The organism is Rhizobium sp. SVR5-2C, from assembly GCF_056755115.1.
In genome coordinates this window covers 1-20,995 of sequence record NZ_JBNDHT010000088.1, presented here as the reverse complement: position 1 = coordinate 20,995, position 20,995 = coordinate 1, and the positions used below count along the sequence as shown (strand labels likewise).

Here is a 20,995-nt window from a genome sequence, read left to right as displayed (position 1 = left end):
GACATCCGGTTCACGAGGATACGTCGGCCTCAGCACTGCCGAAGGTTTCGCGTCAAGGTTTGAAGCTCCTTGAAACCCTTGTAGCGCTTGGCATGAAGATCGGCGATCAGGCCTTCCGCCGGTTGGTATGCCTGCGCGGCGGCGGACAATTTCGTCATGGCGTCGCGTACATCCGAAGACACCCTGCCAGCGACCGCTGCCAGGATGGCGGCACCCAGCAATACGGGTTCCTCAGCCTTGGTTGCGACGACCGGCTTGCCGCTCGCGTCGGCGAGCAGCTGGCGAACGAAATCGTGCTGGCCTGCGCCGCCGCTGATGACGATATTCTCGATGGTCACGCCCGCATCAGCCTGCGTATCGACGATCTGCCTGAGTCCGTAGCCGATGCCGCAGAGCCCTGCGACATAGAGGAGAACCAGGCTGTCGATATCCCTCTCCATCCCGAGACCGGCGATGATCGCGCGGGCGTGCGGATCTGCAAATGGCGCACGATTGCCGAGGAACTCGGGAACAACATGCAGGCCGGTCACGAGCTTGACTGCTTCCGAAGGACGGCCTGCCTTTTGCGCAGCCATGTCTGCCAGCAGAACCGGCAGTGGAACTCCGGCGCGCTTCGAAAGCTCCCTCGCCCCTGCGGCGGCCGGATGGAAGGACAGAAGATGGTCTATCGCAGCGCCGGCAGCGCTCTGGCCGCCCTCGTTCAACCACATTCCCGGCACCATTGCCGAATAGTAGGGCCCCCAGACACCGGGTACGAAGGCCGGCTCTGCCGTCGACGTCATCGTGCAGGACGAGGTGCCGAAAACATAGGCCAGATTGGCTTGCGGGCCTGCCCCGATGCCCACGGTTCCGATCCCGCCCGCATGAGCATCGATAAGTCCGGCAGCAACCGCCGTTCCTGGGTGGAGGCCAAGCTCGCTGGCAGCGGCCTCGGTCAGCCCCTGGCCGAGTGCTGAGCCGGGCTCGACGATGGCCTGCCCGATGCGGGCGAACCCTTCGTCCGCCAGCGTGCCAAGGCCGATCTGGTGAAAGTAATCGGCATCCCATCGCTTCTCATGAGCAAGATAGGTCCATTTGCAGGTGACCGTGCAGGTCGAGCGCGACAGGTCCCCCGTCGCCCGCCAGGTCAGGAAGTCCGCAAGGTCGAGGAATTGCCATGCGGCATCGAACACCTGCGGACGATTCTCCTTGAGCCAGAGAAGCTTGGGGGTTTCCATCTCGGGCGAAATGCGACCGCCGACATAGCGCAGCACGTCGTGGCCAAGCGCATTGATGCGCTCCGCCTGTGGGACGGCGCGGTGGTCCATCCAGACGATGATGTTTCGTTCCGGATTTTCCGAAGGACCGACGGGAAGCGGCTTTCCGCCCTTCCCGAGCACGACGAGCGAACATGTGGCGTCGAAGCCGAGACCCGCGACGGAAGCGGGATCGACCCCGGCCGCGGCGACGGCTTCACGCACGGCCCCGCACACGGCTTGCCAGATCTCGGTGCTCGATTGCTCGACTATGGCGCCTGGTTCATGGAACAGCGTGATATCCCGCTTGGCGGACGCAAGCATCCGCCCGGTCAGGTCGAACACGCCCGCGCGGGCGCTGCCGGTGCCGACATCGACGCCGATGACATGCTTGGCACCCGCTGGTGGCGTGTGGGATGTGTCGCTCATGGTCTCTCGCTTTAAATCGGCAAGGTTCGGGTTCTATTGCGTTCCGGCAACCGGAACTGTCAACACTTAGAGGTCGACGCTGTTCGGCAGGATCACGAGGTCGCGGATCGTCACGTTGCGCGGTCTCGACAGCATGAAAAGAACAGCTTCGGCCACTTCCTTCGGCTGCATCAAGCTGCCGTTGGCAAGCGCCTCGTCCAGCTTCGCCTTCGGCCAGTCGTCAAGCAAGGCGGTCACGACCGGTCCCGGCAGCACCGCGCCGACGCGCACGCCATGTGGCGCGACCTGACGGCGTGTGGAGTGGACGAAAGCCTGCACGGCGAATTTCGAAGCCGTGTAGATCGGCTCCCATACGACCGGCACGACGCCCGCAACCGAGCTGGTGAAAAGGATATCCCCCGACTTCTGGGCGATCATATGCGGCAGCACCGCATGGACCGAGCGAAACGCCGCATTGATGTTGAGGTTGAGCATGCGGTCCCAGGCGTCCGGGTCACCTTCCGCGACCGGCCCGCCGATATAGGCGCCGGCATTGGCGTGGAAGATATCGAGCCGGCCGGCCGCCTCAAGAATGCGAGGCAGCATGCCGGAAACCTGCTTTCCATCGAGAAGATCGACCACCAGCGGGAGAGCGCCCGCGCCCATCTCGTTGCAAAGAGCCTCGAGCTTCTCCCTGGCGCGATCAACGAGCACGACGGTTGCACCTTCGGCATGAAGTGTGCGGGCGCACTCCAATCCGATGCCCGATGCCGCGCCCGTGATGGCGGCAACCTTGCCTTTCATGAGGTCAGTCATGACGAATACTCCTTGGAAATGCGGTCAGGCGCGTCCATGGCTGACACGTGAGCGACGGGCGAGCGAATCGACAATGACGGCGATCGCCAGAACCGCGCCGGTGATCATGTAGCGCAGGGAGGAGCTGAGATTGAGAAGAGTGAGCCCGTTGGAAATCGCCTGGATGACGATGATGCCCAACAGGGCGGAATAGGCGCTGCCACGGCCGCCGAAGAGGCTTGTGCCGCCGATGACTGCCGCGGCGATGGCGTTGAGGTTCACGTCGCCCGTGCCTGCCTGCTGGCTGGACGAGGCAAGTCGCGAAGCCGAAAGGATGCCGCCGATGGTGGCGAGTGTCGAGCAGAGCACGAAGGCGCTGAGATAGATGCGGCGCACGTTGATGCCCGCTCGGCGTGCCGCCTCGCGATTGCCGCCGACCGCCAACATCGAGCGTCCCCATTTCGTGCGGGTCAGCATATAGTTCAGGATCACGGCGAGCGCGACGAAGAGGCCGAACATCCACGGCACGCCGCGGCCGAGATTGAGGTAGTAGGCCGCGAACTCCAGCGCCACAGTCAGCACGATGGCCTTGATTGCGAGCGCGCCGAGCGGTTGCGAAGAAAGATTGACGGATTGACGCTGCCGCCGGTTTCTCATTCCGTTCACGACGATCGCGATGCCCGGCAGGAGCGCCAGCAGATAGGAAAGCCAATCCGGCATGACGAGGATCTGGCCGAAGCGGACGAGCGACGATGCGTAGGGCAGATTGATGCTGCCCGTGGGCCCAAGGATGTAGAGCTGCATGCCGAGGAGCGCGAGCAAGCCCGCCAGCGTCGAAACGAAGCTCGGCATGCCGAGCCGGTTATAGAGAACCGCGTAAAGGCAGCCGACGACGAGACCCGCGACGATCGCAACCAATATCGCTGCGACCGCTGGCCAACCGGCATTCACCCAAAGCACGCCGAGAATTGCCGAGGAGAGGCCGCTCATCGACCCGACCGAGAGATCGATTTCGCCGAGCATCAAGACGCAGACGATGCCAAGCGAAATCACCCCGACGGTGGCGCAATCGAACAAGAGGTTGACGAGGTTGTTCGGCGCGAGGAACACGGGGTTGAGAATCGAGAAGACCGTCGAGATGACGATGAGGCCGACGGCAACCGGCAGCATGCCGAGATCGCCCGACCGCACGCGGTCGAAGAAAGCCTTTGCCATTCCCAGAATATTGTCGTCGTGCCTGACGCGTTCGTCGCTGCGGTCGAGAGCCGCGGCCGGCCTGCTGAGGGTGTCGGGCGTCTTCTGGGTCATACCGGTCTCCCGCTCGTCTCATGTATCGTGCCGGCCTTGCGCTCGATCCGCCGGGAAACGGCGTTTTCGGTTGCGCCGGTGATTGCGGCGACAAGGTCGTGATTGGATGCGTCTGGCGTAAAGACGCCGTTGTTGCGGCCAAGCCTGAGCACGACGATGCGGTCTGCCACCGCGCGCACGTCCTCCATGTTATGGCTGATGATGATGACGCCGAGGCCCCGCTCGCGGACGCGGTCGATCAGGTTGAGGACTTCGGCAGTCTGGGCGACGCCGAGGGCTGCGGTCGGCTCGTCAAGCATGATGATCTTCGGGTCGAGCAGCAGCGAGCGGGCGATCGCAACCGTCTGGCGCTGTCCTCCCGAAAGAGACGCGATGGGCTGACGAACGGACGGAATGCGCGCAGCAAGCTCTCGGAGGAGCGTCCAGGCGCGAACTTCCATGGCCACCTCATCGAGACCCCACGGAGAAAGCTCGTGGCCAAGGAAGAGATTGGCGACGACATCGAGGTTTTCGCAGAGCGCAAGGTCCTGGAACACGGTCGCGATGCCGAGTTCCAAAGCCTTGCTCGGACTATCCAGCGTGACGCTGCTGCCGCAGAACTCGATCGTTCCGGAGGACGCCTGATGAACGCCTGCAAGTATTTTGATCAACGTCGATTTGCCGGCGCCGTTATCGCCGACCAGCGCCACGACCTCTCCAGCCTTCACCTCTAGTTCGATGTCGGCCAGCGCCGAAACCGCTCCGAAATGTTTGGAAACATTGCTGAGCCGGAGGATCGTCTGTCCTCTCTCCGGCATACCCTTGACGTCCGTAATCATGGCTGTAGCCCTTCTTGCCGCTCGCGCATCCGGCCGCGACGAACACGGCCGGAGCACAATGGGCGAGTTTAGTTGGTGATGCCGAGCTTCTTGCAGCCGTCGGCGTATTCGCCGGTGCAAATCTGCTCGGGCGTCTGGATCTTCTTGTCGAAGATTTCGGCCTTGATGTTCTCAGCCGTAACGACGGCGGGGATGAACAGTTCCGACGGCGTGTTGTAGAGCGTGGTCTTGGCCTTAGGCTGTTCGCCCTTGATCATCTGCACCGCCACGTTGGCGGCGGCAGCGGCGACGATCTCGGAGGGCTTCGAAATCGTGTTGTACTGGTCGCCGGAGATGACGAGCTGAAGCGCCGCGATCGTTGCATCGTTGCCCGTTACCGGCGGAACCGGATTCACACCGGCTGCCTTGAATGCGGCAATCGCGCCGCCGGCCGTACCGTCGTTGGCGGCGACCACACCCTTGATATCCTTGCCGAAGCGGGTGATCTGGCCGGCGGCCCACTCCTGCGCCTTCGGCGGCGCCCATTCCGGCGTGTCGTATTCCGCGAGCGTCTTGTAGGCGGATTCCTTGAGGCCGCGATGGATGCCGTCGCGGATCAGGCCCGCGGCCGCGTCGGTCGGCGAACCGTTGATTTCAAGGATGCCCGCGCCGTCTGGAGCGCCGGCAGCCTTGAGGTGCTCGACCAGAGATTTCGCGATCGCATAGCCGATACCTTCGTTGTCGAAGGAAACGTAATAGTCTGCCGGCTTGTCCGGGATCGGACGGTCATAGGCAATGACCTTGACGTCCTGCGACTGCGCGATCTCGACCAGACCGGCCGCAGCGGCGGAATCCACCGGATCGAGAACGATCACCTTGGCACCCTGAGCGATCACCGAATTGAATTGCTGCTGCTGCAGCGAGGCGTCGGCATTGGCATTCTGATAGACCACCGTGCACTTCGGGCAAAGCTTTTCCATCTCAGCCTTGAAGCCGGGGAAGTCGTGCTGCTCATAGCGTGTGGATGCCTGGTCCGGCATCAGGAAAGCGACCGTAGCGGCCTCTTGAGCCGAGGCTACGCCGGCAAACCCCATGACGATGGTCGCCGAAGCCATAAGTAAATTACGATAATTCATTTTCTCCTCCTTTGTGTGATCAAAATACAGGCATTGCCATTGCCGGAAGTCACCACTGTCAGTTCCGTTTCTCGCCCCTTTCGCCGCCGAAAAAACGACGATCAGTGCGCCTCCTGCAAAAGGACATCCTCTCCGCGTCCTTCTTGAAACTGCCTCCCTGCGTCGGCGCAAAGCCAACTTGCTTCATCGATAAAGCAGCCTTGCTCAATCGATGAAGCAAGAATTGCCACTTCTCTCGATTGGTGTCAAGTTACCGCCGAAACGGAGAAGGACGATTTGACTCAAGTAAGGCAGACGAAGAGAACGACAATCTACGATCTGGCAGAGCTTGCCGGCACATCCGCGAGCGCCGTCAGCGCCGTGCTCAACGGCAATTGGAAGAAGCGCAGGATCAGCAGTCAGCTTGCCGAAAAGATCATGCGGATCGCGGAGGAACAGGGTTACGCTCTGAACATGCAGGCGAGCCTGCTCAGGCGCGAGAAGTCCCACATCATCGGGATGATCGTTCCGAAATACGACAACCGCTACTTCGGCTCCATCGTCGAACTCTTCGAAGACATGGCACGTGCGCGCGGCCTTTTTCCGATCATCACCTGCACGCGCCGCGATCCCGAACTCGAGGTTGAGGCGGCGCGCACTTTGCTTTCCTATCAGGTCGAATGCCTTATCGCGACCGGCGCGACTGATCCCGACCGGATCACCGAGATGTGTGCGGCGGCAGGCGTCCGCAGCCTGAATCTCGACCTCCCCGGCGCGCTTGCCCCGTCGGTCATATCGGATAACTTCGCGGGAGCCCGGGAACTGACCCGGCGCATTCTGCTCAATTGCGAGCGCAGGCTGGGAAGGAAGGAGTCACTCCTCTTCATTGGCGGGCGAGGCAGCGATCACAACACATCCGAGCGCATACGAGGGTTCCGCGAGGCCCATGCGGAACTGGGCGTCGCCGTTCAGGAGGAGAATATTCTTGCCTGCGGCTATGCACCGGAAAAAGCCGAAAAGGCGCTCGACGATCTCGCTCTTCGCGGCAATGCGCCGGCTAAAGGCATGTTCGTCAATTCGACGATCTCGCTGGAAGGAGTCATGCGGTGGATTCGCCGCTCCGGCCACCTCGACGACCGCAACCTCGTCCTCGGCTGCTTCGACTGGGACCCCTTCGTGACTTTGCTCGGAAACGGGATCGAGATGGTGCGGCAGGACGTACCGGGAATGTTGAAAAAGGTCTTTGAGATCATCGAATCCGGATCGAACAAACCCGTGTTTATCCAGGTCCCTCCCCTCATTCCAGACGCGCAGAACATATAGATAGAGCAGCCGATTTTACGCCAGTAGCCGCCCGCCCCGCAAGCGCGACAATGTTCCTCGTAGCTATTCGCCGTATCATGGGCGGTCGCAAAACGATCGGCAGGCGCTGCAACGTCTTGGCGGAGATCGACCGTTCGCGAGCCACACCAACCTCCTTGAAGCCGGGTTCGACTAAAGCGTGCGCTGTGCGGCGCTGCGGTCGCCCGTATAACATATATTCGCTTACGCTAATATTAAGATGGGTTTAAAGTTGATCTTCCAGGCGGCTCGCCCGAGGCCGGCCGCGAGGATGTCTATGAGGGGAGGAAACCATGACGTGGGTCGATCACAACATATCGCATATTTGGGGTAGGTCAGTGCTCGGCGCGGCTGTGCTTGGCATGGGCGTGCTACTGACGGCAGCGGTCGCCGCCGCCGGCTCCGTGGACAAAACCCCATTCGGAAAGACGCAGGACGGCAAAGCCGTCGATCTCTACACGCTCACCAACGACAAGGGCGCGTCTGTCAAATTCATCGCCTATGGCGGCATCATCACGGCGATCAACGTACCCGACCGCTGGGGCAACCTCGGCAACATCGTGCTCGGCTTCAAGGAACTCGCCGACTACGAGTCCAAGAATCCTTATTTCGGCGCCTTGATCGGACGCTACGGCAATCGCATCGGCAGCGCGAAGTTCTCACTGGACGGCACGCAGTACCAGCTCGCCGCAAATAACGGACCAAACAGCCTGCATGGCGGCAAGAAAGGCTTCGACAAGGTTGTCTGGGCCGTCGAGCCACTGACCGGCGGGAGCGGCGCTGCGGCGCGGCTCAGCTACACGAGCAAGGATGGCGAGGAAGGCTATCCCGGTGCGCTTACGGTCGGGGTCACCTATACTCTCACCGACGACAACGAGCTGCGCATCGATTACGAGGCGACGACTGACAAACCAACGGTGGTTAATCTCACCAGTCACTCCTACTTCAACCTCGCCGGCGACGGCGTGGGCGGGATCGGCGATCATATCCTCACGATCAACGCCGATCGCTACACGCCGGTCGATGCGACCCTGATCCCGACCGGACAGCTCGCCTCGGTGAGCGGCACGCCGTTCGACTTCCGTCAGGGGATGCCGATCGGCGCACGCATCCGCGCGAACGACGAACAAATGATCTTTGGCCGCGGATACGATCACAACTTCGTCCTGAACCGGTCGGGAAGTGGCCTCTCGCTCGCGGCGCGCGCCTACGATCCGCGCTCTGGCCGGATCATGGAGATATCAACCACGGAGCCCGGCATCCAGTTCTACAGCGGCAACTTCCTCGACTCGACGCTCGTCGGCGCGGCCGGTCAACAATACCGCCAGACTGACGGCTTCTGCCTCGAGACGCAGCACTTCCCGGATTCGCCGAACAAGCCGTCCTTTCCGACGACGGTGCTGAAGCCGGGCGAAACGCTAAAGTCGACGACGATACACAAGTTCTCGACCGATGCGTCCTAGAGCTAGAGACGCGTGCATCCCCGGCTGCGGAGTCCAGCCATGCCATATGTTGGTATGCGCCGAGCAACGTGGCGCTTAGCGGATGACAATTTCTGCTGCGAGGCCGCCGCCAAGACGATTGTAAAGCCTCATCCGGCCGCCGATCGCAGCGGTCAGCTGCTCCGCGATGGCGAGACCGAGACAGGAGGCTTCGAAAAGATCATCGAGACGCCGTGACCGGGCCGCAAGCATTTGCAGCCGGTCACGCATCGCGGGCAGCCTGAGCATCAGCCGCCACAGCCTGCACTCCGCGTGGCCGCGGCAATACCGGCATGTCGCGGGTGAAGATCGCTCCCTGCAAAGCGCAAGATCAGTCAAAACAACAGCAGGAACGGCAGAGAGGGCTTCTCGCCGAGCCCCTAAAAACGGTCACGCAAACTGACGCCCCCCAATACACGGAGCATTCCCATGGGCCGCATCCGCACATTCGCAAGCGCATTGATAGGAGCAACTCTCATGACCCAAACGATCGCAATAGCTGCCGAGGCCAACACCGATCCACGAATCGATCCCGAGATCCGGTCGTTCCTGGCTGAGATCAACAAGGACAGCAGCGCATTCTGGGAGCTGCCCCAACCGAAGCCGCAGGATATCCTCACAGGCCTGCAGTCCAAGACGCCTGTCGACATGAGCGGAGTTACGACGACAGAAAAGGTCATCTCCCAGGACGGACGGCAAGTGAAACTCTACATCATGAAGCCCGAACACTTGAGCGGAAAGCTAGGTGTCCTCTTCTTCATACACGGCGGGGTTTGGATCGTCGGGAATTTCGAGAACCATCAGCGTTTGCTCCGCGATCTCGTGGTCGGCTCCGGACAAGTTGGCGTATTCGTCGAGTACACGCCCTTGCCGGCCGCGAAATTCCCGACGCAACTCGAAGAGTCCTATGGTGCGCTGAAATGGGTCGCCGAACACGCTAATGAATTGGGCGCTGACGGCAATCGCATCGCCGTTGCCGGCAATTCCGTCGGCGGAAATATGACCGCCGCGCTTTCTCTCATGAGCAAGGATCGTAAAGGGCCCAAGATCGCGTATCAGGTGCTTCTCATTCCGGCAACCGACGCCAGCATGGACACCCAGTCGTATCACGAGTACGGAACAGGCCGATTCCTGGCCCGCGCATTTATGAAGTACGGATGGGATCTCTACGCGCCGGACGAGAAGACTCGAAACAATCCCTACGTTTCGCCTCTACGCGCAAGCAACGAAGAGCTAAAGGGCCTGCCTCCCGCGCTCGTCATCACGGCGGAGAACGATCCGTTGCGTGATGAAGGCGAAGCCTACGCCCGAAGACTAAAGGATGCGGGAGTCAAGGTCGATGCGGTTCGCTATAACGGCACGATCCATGATTTCGTGCTTCTGAACGCGCTTCGCAACGTTCCTTCCACGGAAGCGGCGATCAAGCAGATCAATGATGGTCTGCGTCAGCATCTCGAGCTGGTCAACAACTAGGCGGTCCGACCTGACGCGGCGGGCGATGCCCCCCGCGTCGACATCGGTAAACGATAACGCTGGCGCACGGATCCAACGAATACCGGCACCGAGATTTGGCTCTTTATCAAAGCATCGGACCAAATTCTCCTATCCTGAGGTGCAGGTTGTGGCTGGTCATGGCCGACTGTAGACCGTCTAGGTCATTACCGTCGGACAGGCTGTTGCCTCATACTCGTTGGTGCGCTGACATGTTGGATGAACTGCATTCACAGGGTTACAGAAAATACCCCGCCTCCCGTCTGCTTAGGTCTTCGGGCGATTTGGGATGGTCGACGCTCTTTGCAGAGTTCCGGGCTCATTCCAGTTGTGAGGGACCGGGGGCTGAAGCGGAGGATCTGGAAATAGCGGTCATAGTCAGTGGCTCAGATGAAGGAGCGGTGACGTGCAAAGTCGGAGGAGAGCAGCGACGCGTTCGGCCTTCCGACGGCACGATCTGGCTTAATCCCATGGCCGCCAAAGCCGACGCAATCCACATCGCATCGGAAGAACTACAAGTCGCTCACCTTTATCTTCCATCCTCCGCTTTCGTCCGCCTGGCGACAGACTTCAGCGTGCCTCGGCTCCCCGGACAGTCGATCCGCTATAGTTCCGGCGTGCAGGACGGCATCATCAACGAGATTGCTTTGTCAATCCTACGCGAAATGTCGAATCCGACGACGTCCGGACGTATGCTGGTCGAAACTGCGTCGCTCTTTCTGGCGGCCCGACTCCTTCATGAGCACTCAGAGACTCCGGGACGTCGTTTAGAACGCCAGCCGACACTTGGACTGGATAACGTCAGATTGCGGCGTGTTCTTGCCTATATCGAAGAGCATCTCACCGAGGAAATCACAGTGAGTGACCTGGCGAGCATAGCATGTCTCAGCGTCTTCCATTTTACGCGGGCATTTGCGGCCAGTATCGGGACGCCACCGCATAGCTATGTGAGTGGATGCCGGCTGGAGCGCGCAAAGAAACTCCTTACGATGGACCAGATGTCACTCAGCGAGATTGCCTTTGATTGTCAATATTCGTCGCAATCGAGTTTTACGCGGGCATTTCGACGCGCGACCGGCTTGACGCCGGCGAAGTTCAAGCAGGCCGTCCGCTAGTAAAAAGTCCGGCGAGAGGGAAGCAACCCTTGAAGGCGCTCTAGCGTCAGCTAGCGAATGACGATTTCTGCGGCGAGGCCGCCGCCGGCGCGGTTGTAAAGCCTCATCCGGCCGCCGATCGCAGCGGTCAGCTGCTGCGCGATGGCGAGACCGAGACCGGTTCCGCCGGTCTCCCGATTGCGGGATTGCTCAAGCCGGAAGAAAGGCTGCATGGCAGCCTCGAGCTGATCTTCCGGAATGCCCGGGCCGCGATCCATGATCGTAATGGCGATGTCGCTGCCTTCTCCTCGCTCGACGCTGATCTCCGCTGAGCCGCCGAACTTCAGCGCATTGTCGATGAAGTTCGAGAGGATGCGGCGAAGCGCATGCGGCTTGGTGGCGACCGTTCCACTCACCATACTGCTCACAGAGACCGGCTTTCCCGTATCCTGGTAGTCATAGCAAAGGCTCTCGATGAAGGATGCGAGATCAATGCGCGAGAGCTTCTCTCCATTTCCATGCGCGCTTCGCGCATAGGCGATCCCGTCCTGAACGAGGCGCTCGATCTCGGATAGGTCGTGCAGGAGCTTCACCTTCTCCGGAGAATCGTCCGCCATGTCGGCACGCAAGCGCATGCGGGTAATCGGCGTCTGGAGATCGTGAGAAATGGCCGCCAGAATCTGCACGCGCTCTTCGAGGTAGTGGGCAATTCGATCCCGCATGGCATTGAAGGCCCTCGCCGCGTGGGCCACTTCGCTCGGGCCCCTGTCACTCAGGGCCGAGCTCTTCTTGTTCGGATCCAGCGCATCGGCGGCGGCAGCAAGATCGGCGAGAGGGCGGATCGCCAGCCGTACCGCGAACCATGTGCAGAAAATGATAAGCGCCATCTGGATGGCAAAGACATAGGGCAGCCATTCGGCGATCGGCATGACGCCCTTCGGCGTAATGTCGATCGTCAACGGGCTTCCATCGCTCAAGGTCAGATGCGCCTGCAGCCTGCTCACATCGCCGGGGATAGCCTCGATGCGCAGTGGGAAACGAGGGCCAACTGCCTCCTCGATCTTCGCGGCAATCTCCCTGCCTCGGGCGGACATGTCCGGGACACCAGGGAGACCTAGCCCGAGAACAAGGCGGTAGTTGCCACGACTGAGCCGGTCGAGCCAATCGGCCCGCTCATTGGCGGGCAGCCGGTCGATGATGGCGATCGACGTCGCGAGATCGCTTTCCAGCGTTCCCAGCATCACCGCCTTCGCAGACATATAGCGCTCGGTATAGAGCACGCTGAAGGACAGCCCATAAGCAATTGCCAGCCCGGCCAGCAGGATGAGGAAGAGCCGGGACCGCAATGTCCTCGGCCACAGCCGCCCCGGAAGGAAGGGTTTCGCCGTGCTCATTGGCGAAGCTCCACGATTTCAACGGGAACTGAAAAGACATAGCCTTCGCTGCGAACCGTCTTGATATAGGTGGGTTCGCGCGCATCGTCCCCCAGCCGCTGACGCACGCGGCTTACGAGCAGATCGATCGACCGGTCGAAGAGATCGGCGTCGCGGCCCTGCGTCAGATTCAGGAGCTGGTCGCGGTTGAGCACGCGCTGCGGGTGATCGATGAAGACGCGCAGCAGGCGGTATTCGGCGCCGCTCAGGGCAACCGCGGTCCCGTCCTTGTCGAGCAAATGACGGCCGACGGTGTCGAGCCGCCAGTCTCCGAAGCTCAGCAATTGTCCGGCCTCGCTGATCTGAAGGTTGGGCGGCAGCATCCGCGTACGCCGCAGCACCGCTTTGATTCGGGCGAGAAGCTCGCGCGCCGCAAAAGGCTTCGGAAGGTAGTCATCCGCACCCATTTCCAGTCCGAGGATCCGGTCCATCTCATCGCTGCGGGCCGTCAGCATCAGGATTGGCGTCGCCTTGTGCCTGCCAGCGCGAAGTTCACGGCAAAGGACCAGTCCGTCGTCACCGGGCATCATCACGTCCAGCACGATCAGATCGACGGCATTCGCCTCCAGGAAGCTGCGCATCTGCCGCCCATCGGCGGCGACCGTCGTCCGCAGGCCGTTCTTCGTTAGATAGCTCGACACCAGTTCGCGGATTTCGCGATCATCGTCGACGATCAGGACGTGATCGATATGGTCCATATTGCCCCCCCCTTCCTCACCGGCATGGGCGGCCGCGCCGCCCACTCGCTTTAGACTTCACACATTCGACTCAAGGCGCATACTGCTGCAACGGGAGCAACAAGCCTCGCAGGACGACTATCGTCTAGCTAAAAATGATCGACATCTATAACCGCTTGCGCGAACGCCTGCGGGGCCTCCTGAGGAAGGTTATGACCGATCCCGCCGGCAATGGTGCGATGCTCGTATTTGCCGGAGAACTTACCGGCATAGGAGGCAGGCTCAGGATGCGGCGCTCCGTTGGCATCGGCCTCCATCGTGATCGTCGACACCGAGATCTTCGGCCCTGTGGCGAGCGTCTTTTCATAAGCATCGAATTTAGCCTCGCCTTCGGCAAGCCCCAGGCGCCAGCGATAATTATGGATGACGATGTCGACATGATCGGGATTGTCGAAGGACTCTGCGGATCTGTCGAATGTCGCGTCGTCGAAGTTCCACTTCGGCGAGGCCGTCTGCCAGATGAGTTTTGCGAAGTCCCGCCGATTGCTTTCGTAACCGAGACGTCCGCGTTCGGTGGCAAAATAGAACTGATACCACCAGGCAAGCTCCGCCTTCGGGGGAAGCGGCTTCCTGTTGGCTTCCTGGCTGCCGATCAGATAGCCACTGACCGAGACCATCGCCTTGCAGCGCTCGGGCCATAGCGCCGCCATGATGTTGGCGGTCCGCGCTCCCCAGTCGTAGCCGGCAACGATGGCCTTCTCGATTTTGAGTGCATCCATGAGCGCGATCATGTCGGCAGCCAAGGCCGACTGCTGGCCATTCCGGGGAGTTTCGGTCGAAAGGAACCGGGTGGTGCCGTAGCCGCGCAGATGAGGCACGATCACGCGATAGCCGGCCGAGGCGAGCAGCGGTGCAACATCGAGGAAAGCGTGGATGTCATAGGGCCAGCCATGCAGCAGCAAGACGACAGGGCCGTTTGCCAGGCCCGCCTCGGCATATCCGACATCAAGCACCCCGGCGTGCACCTGCTTCAATGCTTCGAAGGATGTGTTGCTCCCGGTTTTGATGGCCGGCAACTGTGCCGTGGAAGGCTGTTCGGATTGAGCGCCGGCAGTTCTGGTCATGCCGAGTTCGATTGCCGCAACGGCCACGGCAGCCACACCGAAGAAACGGCGGCGGTGCTGGTTGATTTCCTCTGACATTGGTCTCTCCTGTCGCATTGTTCACAAGCGGCAGATAACCGGCCGCGTGTATCCGCGATGTGTCACTAGCCGACTGCATTTAAGTAAGGATGTAGCTTCCGGCGGCCCGGATACATTCTGATACAATTGCGCCGCCAGAGCGTAAATCGCCTCGAGCCGAATGGCATTTCTGCCGTGGCGCTTTGTATCACTCTGTAGCAACAGCGGCCGATTTGAACGTTTCGGTACATTCCCCCGCAGAACCGGACACATCCGGGATACGTCACACCGGCCAGATGCACGGGCTTGCCGGTCCAGGCACATTGCCGCCGACCACCCGGGTTCAAAGGAAACGATGATGACGCTTCTTATCTTAGCCTATCTCGGAGGTGCGCTGACCATTCTCAGCCCGTGCATTCTCCCCGTCCTCCCCTTCGTCTTCGCGCGTGCCGGACAGCCGTTCGCCAGGAGCACGCTGCCCATGCTTGCGGGCATGGCCGTCACTTTTGCGCTCGTCGCCACACTTGCTGCGGTCGGCGGTGGCTGGGCCATTCGCGCCAATGAATATGGCCGCCTTGCCGCGCTCCTCCTCCTTGCCCTCTTGGGAGTAAGCCTCCTTTCACCGAGGGTCGCAAGTAAGCTTGCACAGCCGATCGTCGGTCTCGGAAACCATCTTTTGAATGCGCCGGGCGACAGAGGCGCCGCACCCACCGTCAAGAGTTCCCTTGCTCTCGGGATCGCGACCGGCCTGCTCTGGGCGCCCTGCGCCGGCCCGATTCTCGGCCTCCTGCTGACAGGTGCCGCATTGCAAGGGGCCAACCTGCAAACGACATTCCTCCTTCTCGCCTACTCGGCGGGCGCGGCAACGTCGCTTGCCGTCGCACTGCTTGTCGGAGGAAAAATCTTTGACCGCATGAAGCGGTCGCTCGGCGTCAGCGAGCGGATTCGCCAATTGCTTGGCGCCGCTGTTCTGGCAGGCGTTGCCGCCATCGCACTGGGGGTTGATACCGGCCTGCTGGCGAGGCTTTCCTATGCAAGCACCGCATCTTTCGAACAGGCCTTGCTGGAGAGGTTCCATGCAGAGCCCGCCGGCGGCGCGCCGTCCGAGGTCGCCAGCAACGGCGCGATCATCCCGGCGGCCGATGCGAAGCGGCCGTTCCGCAGCGATCTTCCCGTGGAAGGCCGTGCGCCTTCGCTGGATGGTGCGGTGGAATGGCTGAACTCGCCGCCGCTCACGACCGAACAGCTCCGCGGGAAAGTGGTGCTCATCGACTTCTGGACCTATTCCTGCATCAACTGCATTCGCACCACGCCTTACGTCCGCGCCTGGGCGGAAAAATACAAGGACCAGGGGCTCGTCGTGATCGGCGTGCACGCCCCGGAATTCGCCTTCGAGAAGAAGATCTCCAACGTCAAAAAGGCTGTCGGTGACTTCAAGATCGGCTATCCGGTCGCGATCGACAACGATTACAAAATCTGGCGCGCCTTCGATAACAGCTACTGGCCGGCACACTACCTGATCGATGCCAAGGGCCAGATCCGCTACCACCATTTCGGCGAGGGCAGCTACGGGCAGACCGAGCAAGCCATTCAGGACCTGCTGCGGGAAGCCGGCAGCGAGACGGCAGCGGGCGCACCGGTGACGCCGGACGCGAAGGGCGCCGAGGCGAGCCCGGACCTGAAGAACATCCGCTCTGGCGAAACCTATCTCGGCTACCAGCAGGCGACGAATTTCGTCTCCCCCGAAAGGCTGCAGGCCGACGCCGCAAGCAACTATTCGATCGCCGAACCGAGCCTCAACGAATGGGGTTTATCCGGCACCTGGATCGTCGGCCCGGAACAGGCGACGCTCGCTCGGGCGGGCGGCGGTATCACCTACCGGTTCAGCGCCCGCGACCTGCATCTCGTTCTCGGCCCCGGCCCCGACGGCAAGCCGATCCGCTTCCAGGTGACGGTCGACGGCAAGGCTCCGGGAGACGACCACGGGGCGGATGTCGACAAGGATGGCAAGGGGACAGTGAAGGAGACACGCCTCTATCAACTTGTGCGGCAGGCCGGCAAAGTTGCGGAGCGCACCTTTGAGATACATTTCCAGGATCCAGGTGTCGAAGCCTTTGCCTTCACATTCGGATAAGGCCCGAAAATCATGGGGGATGGCAGCATTCCCCGTGCGCTCACTGGCGCGAAATTGAAACGTCCCGTTTCTGCTGAACCGAAGGGTCACCCCGACCGTGAACGTCGTCTCGAAACGGTATCCATAACATGCCCGTCCGAAACCACGATGTTGTCGGTCCGTTCGTCCTTGGCGTCGCCAGCCTCCCGCTGTGCTTGCCGGCCGAGATCGAGCTGCTTGTCGAATCCGCTGATTGAGAGCAATTGTCGTAATCGACACGGACCGGGTACCAGTATGCGGTGCCCGATCCTTAGAAGCTTTGACCCTACCAATACTATTGCGATTTTATCGGATGCGACTTATGTAATATGGAATAGCAATGCCCCTTGAGAGGATATGCCATGCCCAAGTCCCAAACAGCGAAGGATATAGCCGCGCCCTCCTCCCCGGCGGCCGATGGCGAAGGGCGGAAGCTTTCGAATTTCCTGTGCTTTGCGGTTTACTCTGCGAATCTCGCGTTTGGCCGCGTCTACAAGCCAATCCTCGATGCGCTCGGCCTGACATATACCCAATACATCGCGCTGCAGGCGCTCTCCGAGGACGATGACCAGACGGTCGGGGCGCTCGGCGAAAAGATGTTCCTTGAATCCAACACGCTGACGCCGATCCTCAAGAAGCTCGAGTCGATCGGCTACGTCCGACGTCAGCGCGATCCCGCCGACGAACGGCAGGTGCGGCTGAACCTGACGCCCGCCGGCCGCAACCTGCTTGAATCCATCTCGACCGCGGCGGTGAGTGAGGCCACGGGGCTCGGAGAGGAGTTTCCAGTGATGCAGAAGTCCGTGGCGCGGCTGCGCGACAACCTTATGCGAGCTACGCACGCTGAACCGGGGAAGTCGTAAGCGAGACGAGCCCGCGCCCCAGACAAGGCCGCTGAGCGAGCTCTCAGGTCGAAAAGGCTGGCCTCAACCGCCGCGTTGCACTGGCGGCTGTGCTTCGGTTTGACCGTCAAAGACGCGTGGATAAGTGCATGGCTGCATAGGTCGCAGTCGAGTAATCAAAGCGGAGGGGCAGACGGGCGAATCCTCGATCCCGCACGGCGTCTGCGGGCGATTCATCACCTTTCAAAGGATCTGCTTGTTGCGTCAGCGCGATGCCGCCAAAGGAAGCTCGCTTGCCTCCATCATCTCGGCAGCTTTGGTATAACCGCCGCCCATGCCGTCCAGGAAATGCAGATGCGAATCCGGTCTGCCGGAAGGCACAAGGCAGGTCATGAGCGCATGCGACTGGCGATGCAGTCCGAAGTTGATCTCGCCGCGCGCCCTTGCCGCAACAAGGATGGCTTCGACCGCGTCAATCTGTTCGCGCGTGCAGTCGAGCGTGAGACGCAAACCGTCATCGTATTTGCGGAAGTCCGAATTGGAGGCTATCTCCGACCAAGTTTTCGGATCCATATGTCTCCCCTTGTCCTTAGGGGTGGCGATATCCGTTGGAAGCGGATGAGACCGGCCTGTTCCGGCATCAAGAACGGTGAGCACACGCCTGGCCAGGACGGCGAAGACTTCGGGGCTTGTATGCTCGTATGGCTCGACCAGCAGAGACAGAATCTCGCCCTGCTGGCTGGGAAACGGGGTCCAGTCACATGTAAGCCCGGTCAGGTCCGGCTTGGTCGTGTACTTGCCCGGATCTACCAGATACCGCCCGCTCTTGATCTGGTGCTCCGCCCATTTGAGCCCTCCCCCGGCAAACATCGCGTAGGTCGCGTTTTCCGAGGCGGCGTATCGGGCGATTTTCACGTCGCGTCCGCTGGCACGTATTTCGCCGACCGACAACAGCCCAATTCGAAGATCGAGACCAAGATCGGTCCGCGCAAAGGCCGCGACCTGTCGCAATGCCGAAGTCGCAATCAGCCGACCGTGCGGCGGAATTGCAAATGCGGCGCCATCCCCTCGAAACACGAATGGGAAATCGAATGTACCCAAGGCGTTGCCAAGAGCGGCGATGACAGACGCTCCCGCGTAGTTCACGTCTTCATAGCGTCCCGACTTGATCGCTGAAGTCGAGTTGACAACATCCGTGACCCCGACGAGCCAGTCATCAGGCAATGGCTCGTAGACGGTCGGGTCGAGCACAAGCGAAAACTCGCTGTAGGCATGTGAAGGGTGCGCGAGGACCATTGAGTGTTCTCCAGATCGGCGTTGACCAGCAAGTTCGTATTGACGCCTTGCCGGTGGCGAGCGGGTCTTCGATGTGTCTTTCCGAAGGCGCCGAGCCAGCCCGTTTCGGAGGCAGGCCCGGCCGGTCCGACTTCAGATGAGGTTGGTGGCAACGTCGATGTTGCCATGCACCGCCTTCGAGTAAGGGCAAATGCCGTGTGCCGCATCGAGCAGTTCACGCGCAACCGCAGGGTCAATGCCCGGCGCGCTGACGTCGAGGCGTGCGCGCAGGAAAAAGGAGCCGTCATCGACGTTGAGATCGATCTCGGCGTCGACCGCGAGACCCGCGGGAAGCTTGATGTTTCTCTGAGAGGCGGCGAGCTCGATCGCTCCCATGTAGCAGGCCGACCAGGCGGCGCCGAAGAGCTGTTCGGCCGCGGGGTGCGGCTGCGGCAGCTTGATGTCCAACTTGCCGTCGCTGCTGCGCGCTGCGCCCTCGCGACCATTGGTGTTGTGAGTCTTGCCCGTGAACAGAAGCTTCTCAGTCATAGCGAAATCCTTTTGCTCGCCGTTATCGTTACCGATTAAATCGGATGCGATCTAAATACGTTGCGCGTATATCGATGTCAATAGCTTTGCGATTAAATCGGATGCGATTTTTATCATGCTGACAAGCGGGGAGCTGAATGGGTCGCTGGCCGATTCACAATTCGGTTGCTGCAACGATCGGGGTCGAATCCCCTCAGTGGTGTTCAGGGATGCTGACGAGTTCGATTGTGAAACGAAGCAGACCCGTTTGCGATGATGCGCGAAGGGCGCTTCGCAAAGCGGGTCTTTTTTAAGCCGCTGTTCTAAACGAGCGGGTTTGCCGGCGTCCGGTGGTGGCGGCCTTTGCCCGTCGCCGGCAAGCAGCCAATCACCGCCTAAGGGAAGAGGGGGAGCTGGAATGCCGATCAGCCAGCGTGAGCCCGATCAGGGCGTCATTGGCCCTCCACGAGGGATCACAGCTCCGCATCTCATTCGAGAGCGATCTGAGGGCACCGGCCAGGTCTCTTTCTGCATCGGTCACGAGCTTCGAACTGGCCTCTCGTAGGTTCCCGTATGCCTGCGCTCGCTCGTAAACCTCTTCGGCCCGAGCGATGCACTCTTTCGTAGGATTGACCAGCTTCAGGGCGAGCCGCAGATTGACCGCTGCGTCAAGCGCAAAGGCAGCCGCGGAGAAGTCTGCAACAGCGCCTGGAGCATGACTACGGTTTAGGAACACCTGCCACTTGGGAATCATCGGTACCTCCAACGCTATCAGAACTACAAGGGACAGCGGAATCGCGCGTCCTGGCATGAGATTGGACGTCGCCGCTTGGTTTGTCCTCAGACCTTAGTCCTAATCCGCACCTGACAAACGTCCGGCGCCGGCGCGAGAAAAGTCTGACTCGTTCACTTTGGTTCAATCGTGCATTGACCCTGGAACCCTCTCATGAGCAATGTCGTTGGGCGAGAAATGGACGAGGCTTTGGGCTGTGCCCCGTTGTGAGTTTTGCCTCGCGGCTGGCGACGATTTTGAAACGAAGACGCGCCGTTGCCTGAACATGCACATGTCAACAATCATGAGCGACAATACCCTTCGTCGGGGAACGAGATGACCACGCGCCGTAAATTCTTAATGGGCTTGTTTTGCGGTTCGATGACTCTGGCGCTGGCCAGCGTCCCCTATCGCATTGAGATGTCTGGCGGCGCGTTGAAACTGGCTCCCCAATCTGCTCTGGCCGCCAAGGGTGGCAACGGCGGCGGGAACGGTGGCGGTGGCGGGAATGGGGGCGGCAACGGCGGTGGTAACGGTAACGGCGGCGGCAACGGTAACGGCGGTGGCAACGGCAACGGCGGTGGTAACGGCCACGGTGGCGGCAATGGCAATGGCGGAGGCAATGGAAACAGCGGCTCCAACAGCGGCAGCTCCTCGACCGGGCCGAACGGGTCCAGCGGACAAACCACGACCGGCGGCGGTTCTTCGCTAGCGGTCCATCATTCCGATGGAATGAGCGAGGAGATTCGGAGTGGCCGTTACGTCATGAAGGACGCCAAGGGCCGTACGATTGTTAATCGCCGGGCCACCTCCGCGGATGTGAAGCGGCTCCGATCCTTCAGCCCTTGAGCGGCTTTCGGTCGGTTGCGTCCCGCAACGCCATCGCAGCCTCGGTCCTGTTGTTGACGCCGAGCTTTGCCATGATCTGGGTCATGTGGTGCTTGACCGTCTTCTCGTGGAGATCAAGTTTTCTGGCAACCTCTTTGTTGCTCAGTCCTGTTCCAACAAGCTGAAGCACCTCGAGTTCGCGCCGCGTCAACGTCGCAATCGGAACGGGCTCAATTGCAGGT

At 60.9% G+C, this 20,995-nt stretch carries 19 protein-coding genes; 7 read left to right on the top strand and 12 right to left on the bottom strand.

Annotated features, from left to right (window positions below; translation table 11 throughout):
* Window positions 1–29 precede the first annotated feature (29 nt).
* The 5 genes from ACPYOI_RS22795 to ACPYOI_RS22775 all read right to left on the bottom strand — a co-directional run bounded on the left by ACPYOI_RS22795 (window position 30) and on the right by ACPYOI_RS22775 (window position 5,679).
* The gene (locus ACPYOI_RS22795; RefSeq protein WP_481418430.1) at window positions 30–1,664 is read right to left on the bottom strand and encodes an FGGY-family carbohydrate kinase; all 1,635 of its coding nucleotides are present in this window, start codon (window positions 1,662–1,664) and stop codon (window positions 30–32) included.
* A gap of 66 nt (window positions 1,665–1,730) precedes the next feature.
* Entirely contained in the window at window positions 1,731–2,459 is a 729-nt protein-coding gene (locus tag ACPYOI_RS22790; protein WP_481418429.1) for an SDR family oxidoreductase, read from the bottom strand.
* A 24-nt stretch (window positions 2,460–2,483) separates the two neighbouring features.
* Entirely contained in the window at window positions 2,484–3,746 is a 1,263-nt protein-coding gene (locus ACPYOI_RS22785; RefSeq protein WP_481423397.1) for a sugar ABC transporter permease, read from the bottom strand.
* Complete coding sequence (locus ACPYOI_RS22780) at window positions 3,743–4,564, bottom strand: ATP-binding cassette domain-containing protein (protein WP_481418427.1); 822 nt, start codon at window positions 4,562–4,564, stop codon at window positions 3,743–3,745. Before ACPYOI_RS22780 ends, ACPYOI_RS22785 begins: the two co-directional genes overlap by 4 nt.
* 68 nt (window positions 4,565–4,632) lie before the next feature.
* Window positions 4,633–5,679 (bottom strand): ABC transporter substrate-binding protein, encoded by a 1,047-nt coding sequence (locus tag ACPYOI_RS22775; protein WP_481418426.1) that lies wholly within the window; start codon window positions 5,677–5,679, stop codon window positions 4,633–4,635.
* A 276-nt stretch (window positions 5,680–5,955) separates the two neighbouring features.
* On the opposite strand from ACPYOI_RS22775, the gene ACPYOI_RS22770 reads away from it, so the two are divergent.
* Window positions 5,956–6,981, top strand: coding sequence for a LacI family DNA-binding transcriptional regulator (locus tag ACPYOI_RS22770; RefSeq protein WP_481418425.1), 1,026 nt, complete (start codon window positions 5,956–5,958; stop codon window positions 6,979–6,981).
* A 311-nt stretch (window positions 6,982–7,292) separates the two neighbouring features.
* On the top strand, window positions 7,293–8,462 hold the full coding sequence (locus ACPYOI_RS22765; protein ID WP_481418424.1) for an aldose epimerase family protein: 1,170 nt from the start codon (window positions 7,293–7,295) through the stop codon (window positions 8,460–8,462).
* A 75-nt stretch (window positions 8,463–8,537) separates the two neighbouring features.
* On the opposite strand, the gene ACPYOI_RS22760 is transcribed toward ACPYOI_RS22765, so the two are convergent.
* The gene (locus tag ACPYOI_RS22760; protein ID WP_481418438.1) at window positions 8,538–8,729 is read right to left on the bottom strand and encodes a hypothetical protein; all 192 of its coding nucleotides are present in this window, start codon (window positions 8,727–8,729) and stop codon (window positions 8,538–8,540) included.
* Window positions 8,730–8,957: 228 nt separating this feature from the next.
* Between ACPYOI_RS22760 and ACPYOI_RS22755 the strand changes: the two genes are divergently transcribed.
* Entirely contained in the window at window positions 8,958–9,953 is a 996-nt protein-coding gene (locus ACPYOI_RS22755; RefSeq protein WP_481423396.1) for an alpha/beta hydrolase, read from the top strand.
* Window positions 9,954–10,183: 230 nt separating this feature from the next.
* Window positions 10,184–11,086, top strand: a complete 903-nt coding sequence (locus tag ACPYOI_RS22750; protein ID WP_481423395.1) for a helix-turn-helix domain-containing protein — start codon at window positions 10,184–10,186, stop codon at window positions 11,084–11,086.
* A gap of 50 nt (window positions 11,087–11,136) precedes the next feature.
* Here ACPYOI_RS22750 and ACPYOI_RS22745 read toward each other — a convergent pair whose 3' ends face one another.
* The 3 genes from ACPYOI_RS22745 to ACPYOI_RS22735 all read right to left on the bottom strand — a co-directional run bounded on the left by ACPYOI_RS22745 (window position 11,137) and on the right by ACPYOI_RS22735 (window position 14,377).
* On the bottom strand, window positions 11,137–12,459 hold the full coding sequence (locus tag ACPYOI_RS22745; protein ID WP_481423394.1) for a sensor histidine kinase: 1,323 nt from the start codon (window positions 12,457–12,459) through the stop codon (window positions 11,137–11,139).
* Window positions 12,456–13,196, bottom strand: a complete 741-nt coding sequence (locus ACPYOI_RS22740) for a response regulator (RefSeq protein ID WP_481423393.1) — start codon at window positions 13,194–13,196, stop codon at window positions 12,456–12,458. Before ACPYOI_RS22740 ends, ACPYOI_RS22745 begins: the two co-directional genes overlap by 4 nt.
* Before the next feature lie 128 nt (window positions 13,197–13,324).
* Window positions 13,325–14,377, bottom strand: a complete 1,053-nt coding sequence (locus tag ACPYOI_RS22735) for an alpha/beta fold hydrolase (RefSeq protein ID WP_481423392.1) — start codon at window positions 14,375–14,377, stop codon at window positions 13,325–13,327.
* A 337-nt stretch (window positions 14,378–14,714) separates the two neighbouring features.
* On the opposite strand from ACPYOI_RS22735, the gene ACPYOI_RS22730 reads away from it, so the two are divergent.
* Entirely contained in the window at window positions 14,715–16,490 is a 1,776-nt protein-coding gene (locus ACPYOI_RS22730; protein ID WP_481423391.1) for a cytochrome c biogenesis protein DipZ, read from the top strand.
* 380 nt (window positions 16,491–16,870) lie between these two features.
* A complete protein-coding gene (locus ACPYOI_RS22725) occupies window positions 16,871–17,371 on the top strand; it encodes a MarR family winged helix-turn-helix transcriptional regulator (protein ID WP_481418417.1) in 501 nt (166 codons plus the stop codon).
* Between the two features lie 243 nt (window positions 17,372–17,614).
* Here the strand turns inward: ACPYOI_RS22725 and ACPYOI_RS22720 are convergent, their stop codons facing one another.
* Together ACPYOI_RS22720 and ACPYOI_RS22715 are read right to left on the bottom strand one after the other, a co-directional pair.
* On the bottom strand, window positions 17,615–18,646 hold the full coding sequence (locus ACPYOI_RS22720) for a DUF3095 family protein (RefSeq protein WP_481418416.1): 1,032 nt from the start codon (window positions 18,644–18,646) through the stop codon (window positions 17,615–17,617).
* A gap of 132 nt (window positions 18,647–18,778) precedes the next feature.
* Window positions 18,779–19,174, bottom strand: a complete 396-nt coding sequence (locus ACPYOI_RS22715; protein WP_168829381.1) for an Ohr family peroxiredoxin — start codon at window positions 19,172–19,174, stop codon at window positions 18,779–18,781.
* A gap of 1,087 nt (window positions 19,175–20,261) precedes the next feature.
* Between ACPYOI_RS22715 and ACPYOI_RS22710 the strand changes: the two genes are divergently transcribed.
* Entirely contained in the window at window positions 20,262–20,774 is a 513-nt protein-coding gene (locus ACPYOI_RS22710; RefSeq protein ID WP_481418415.1) for a hypothetical protein, read from the top strand.
* On the opposite strand, the gene ACPYOI_RS22705 is transcribed toward ACPYOI_RS22710, so the two are convergent.
* On the bottom strand, window positions 20,764–20,995 hold a 232-nt coding region (locus ACPYOI_RS22705; protein ID WP_481423390.1), incomplete at its 5' end, for a response regulator transcription factor. The two genes, ACPYOI_RS22710 and ACPYOI_RS22705, sit on opposite strands and share 11 nt — an antisense overlap.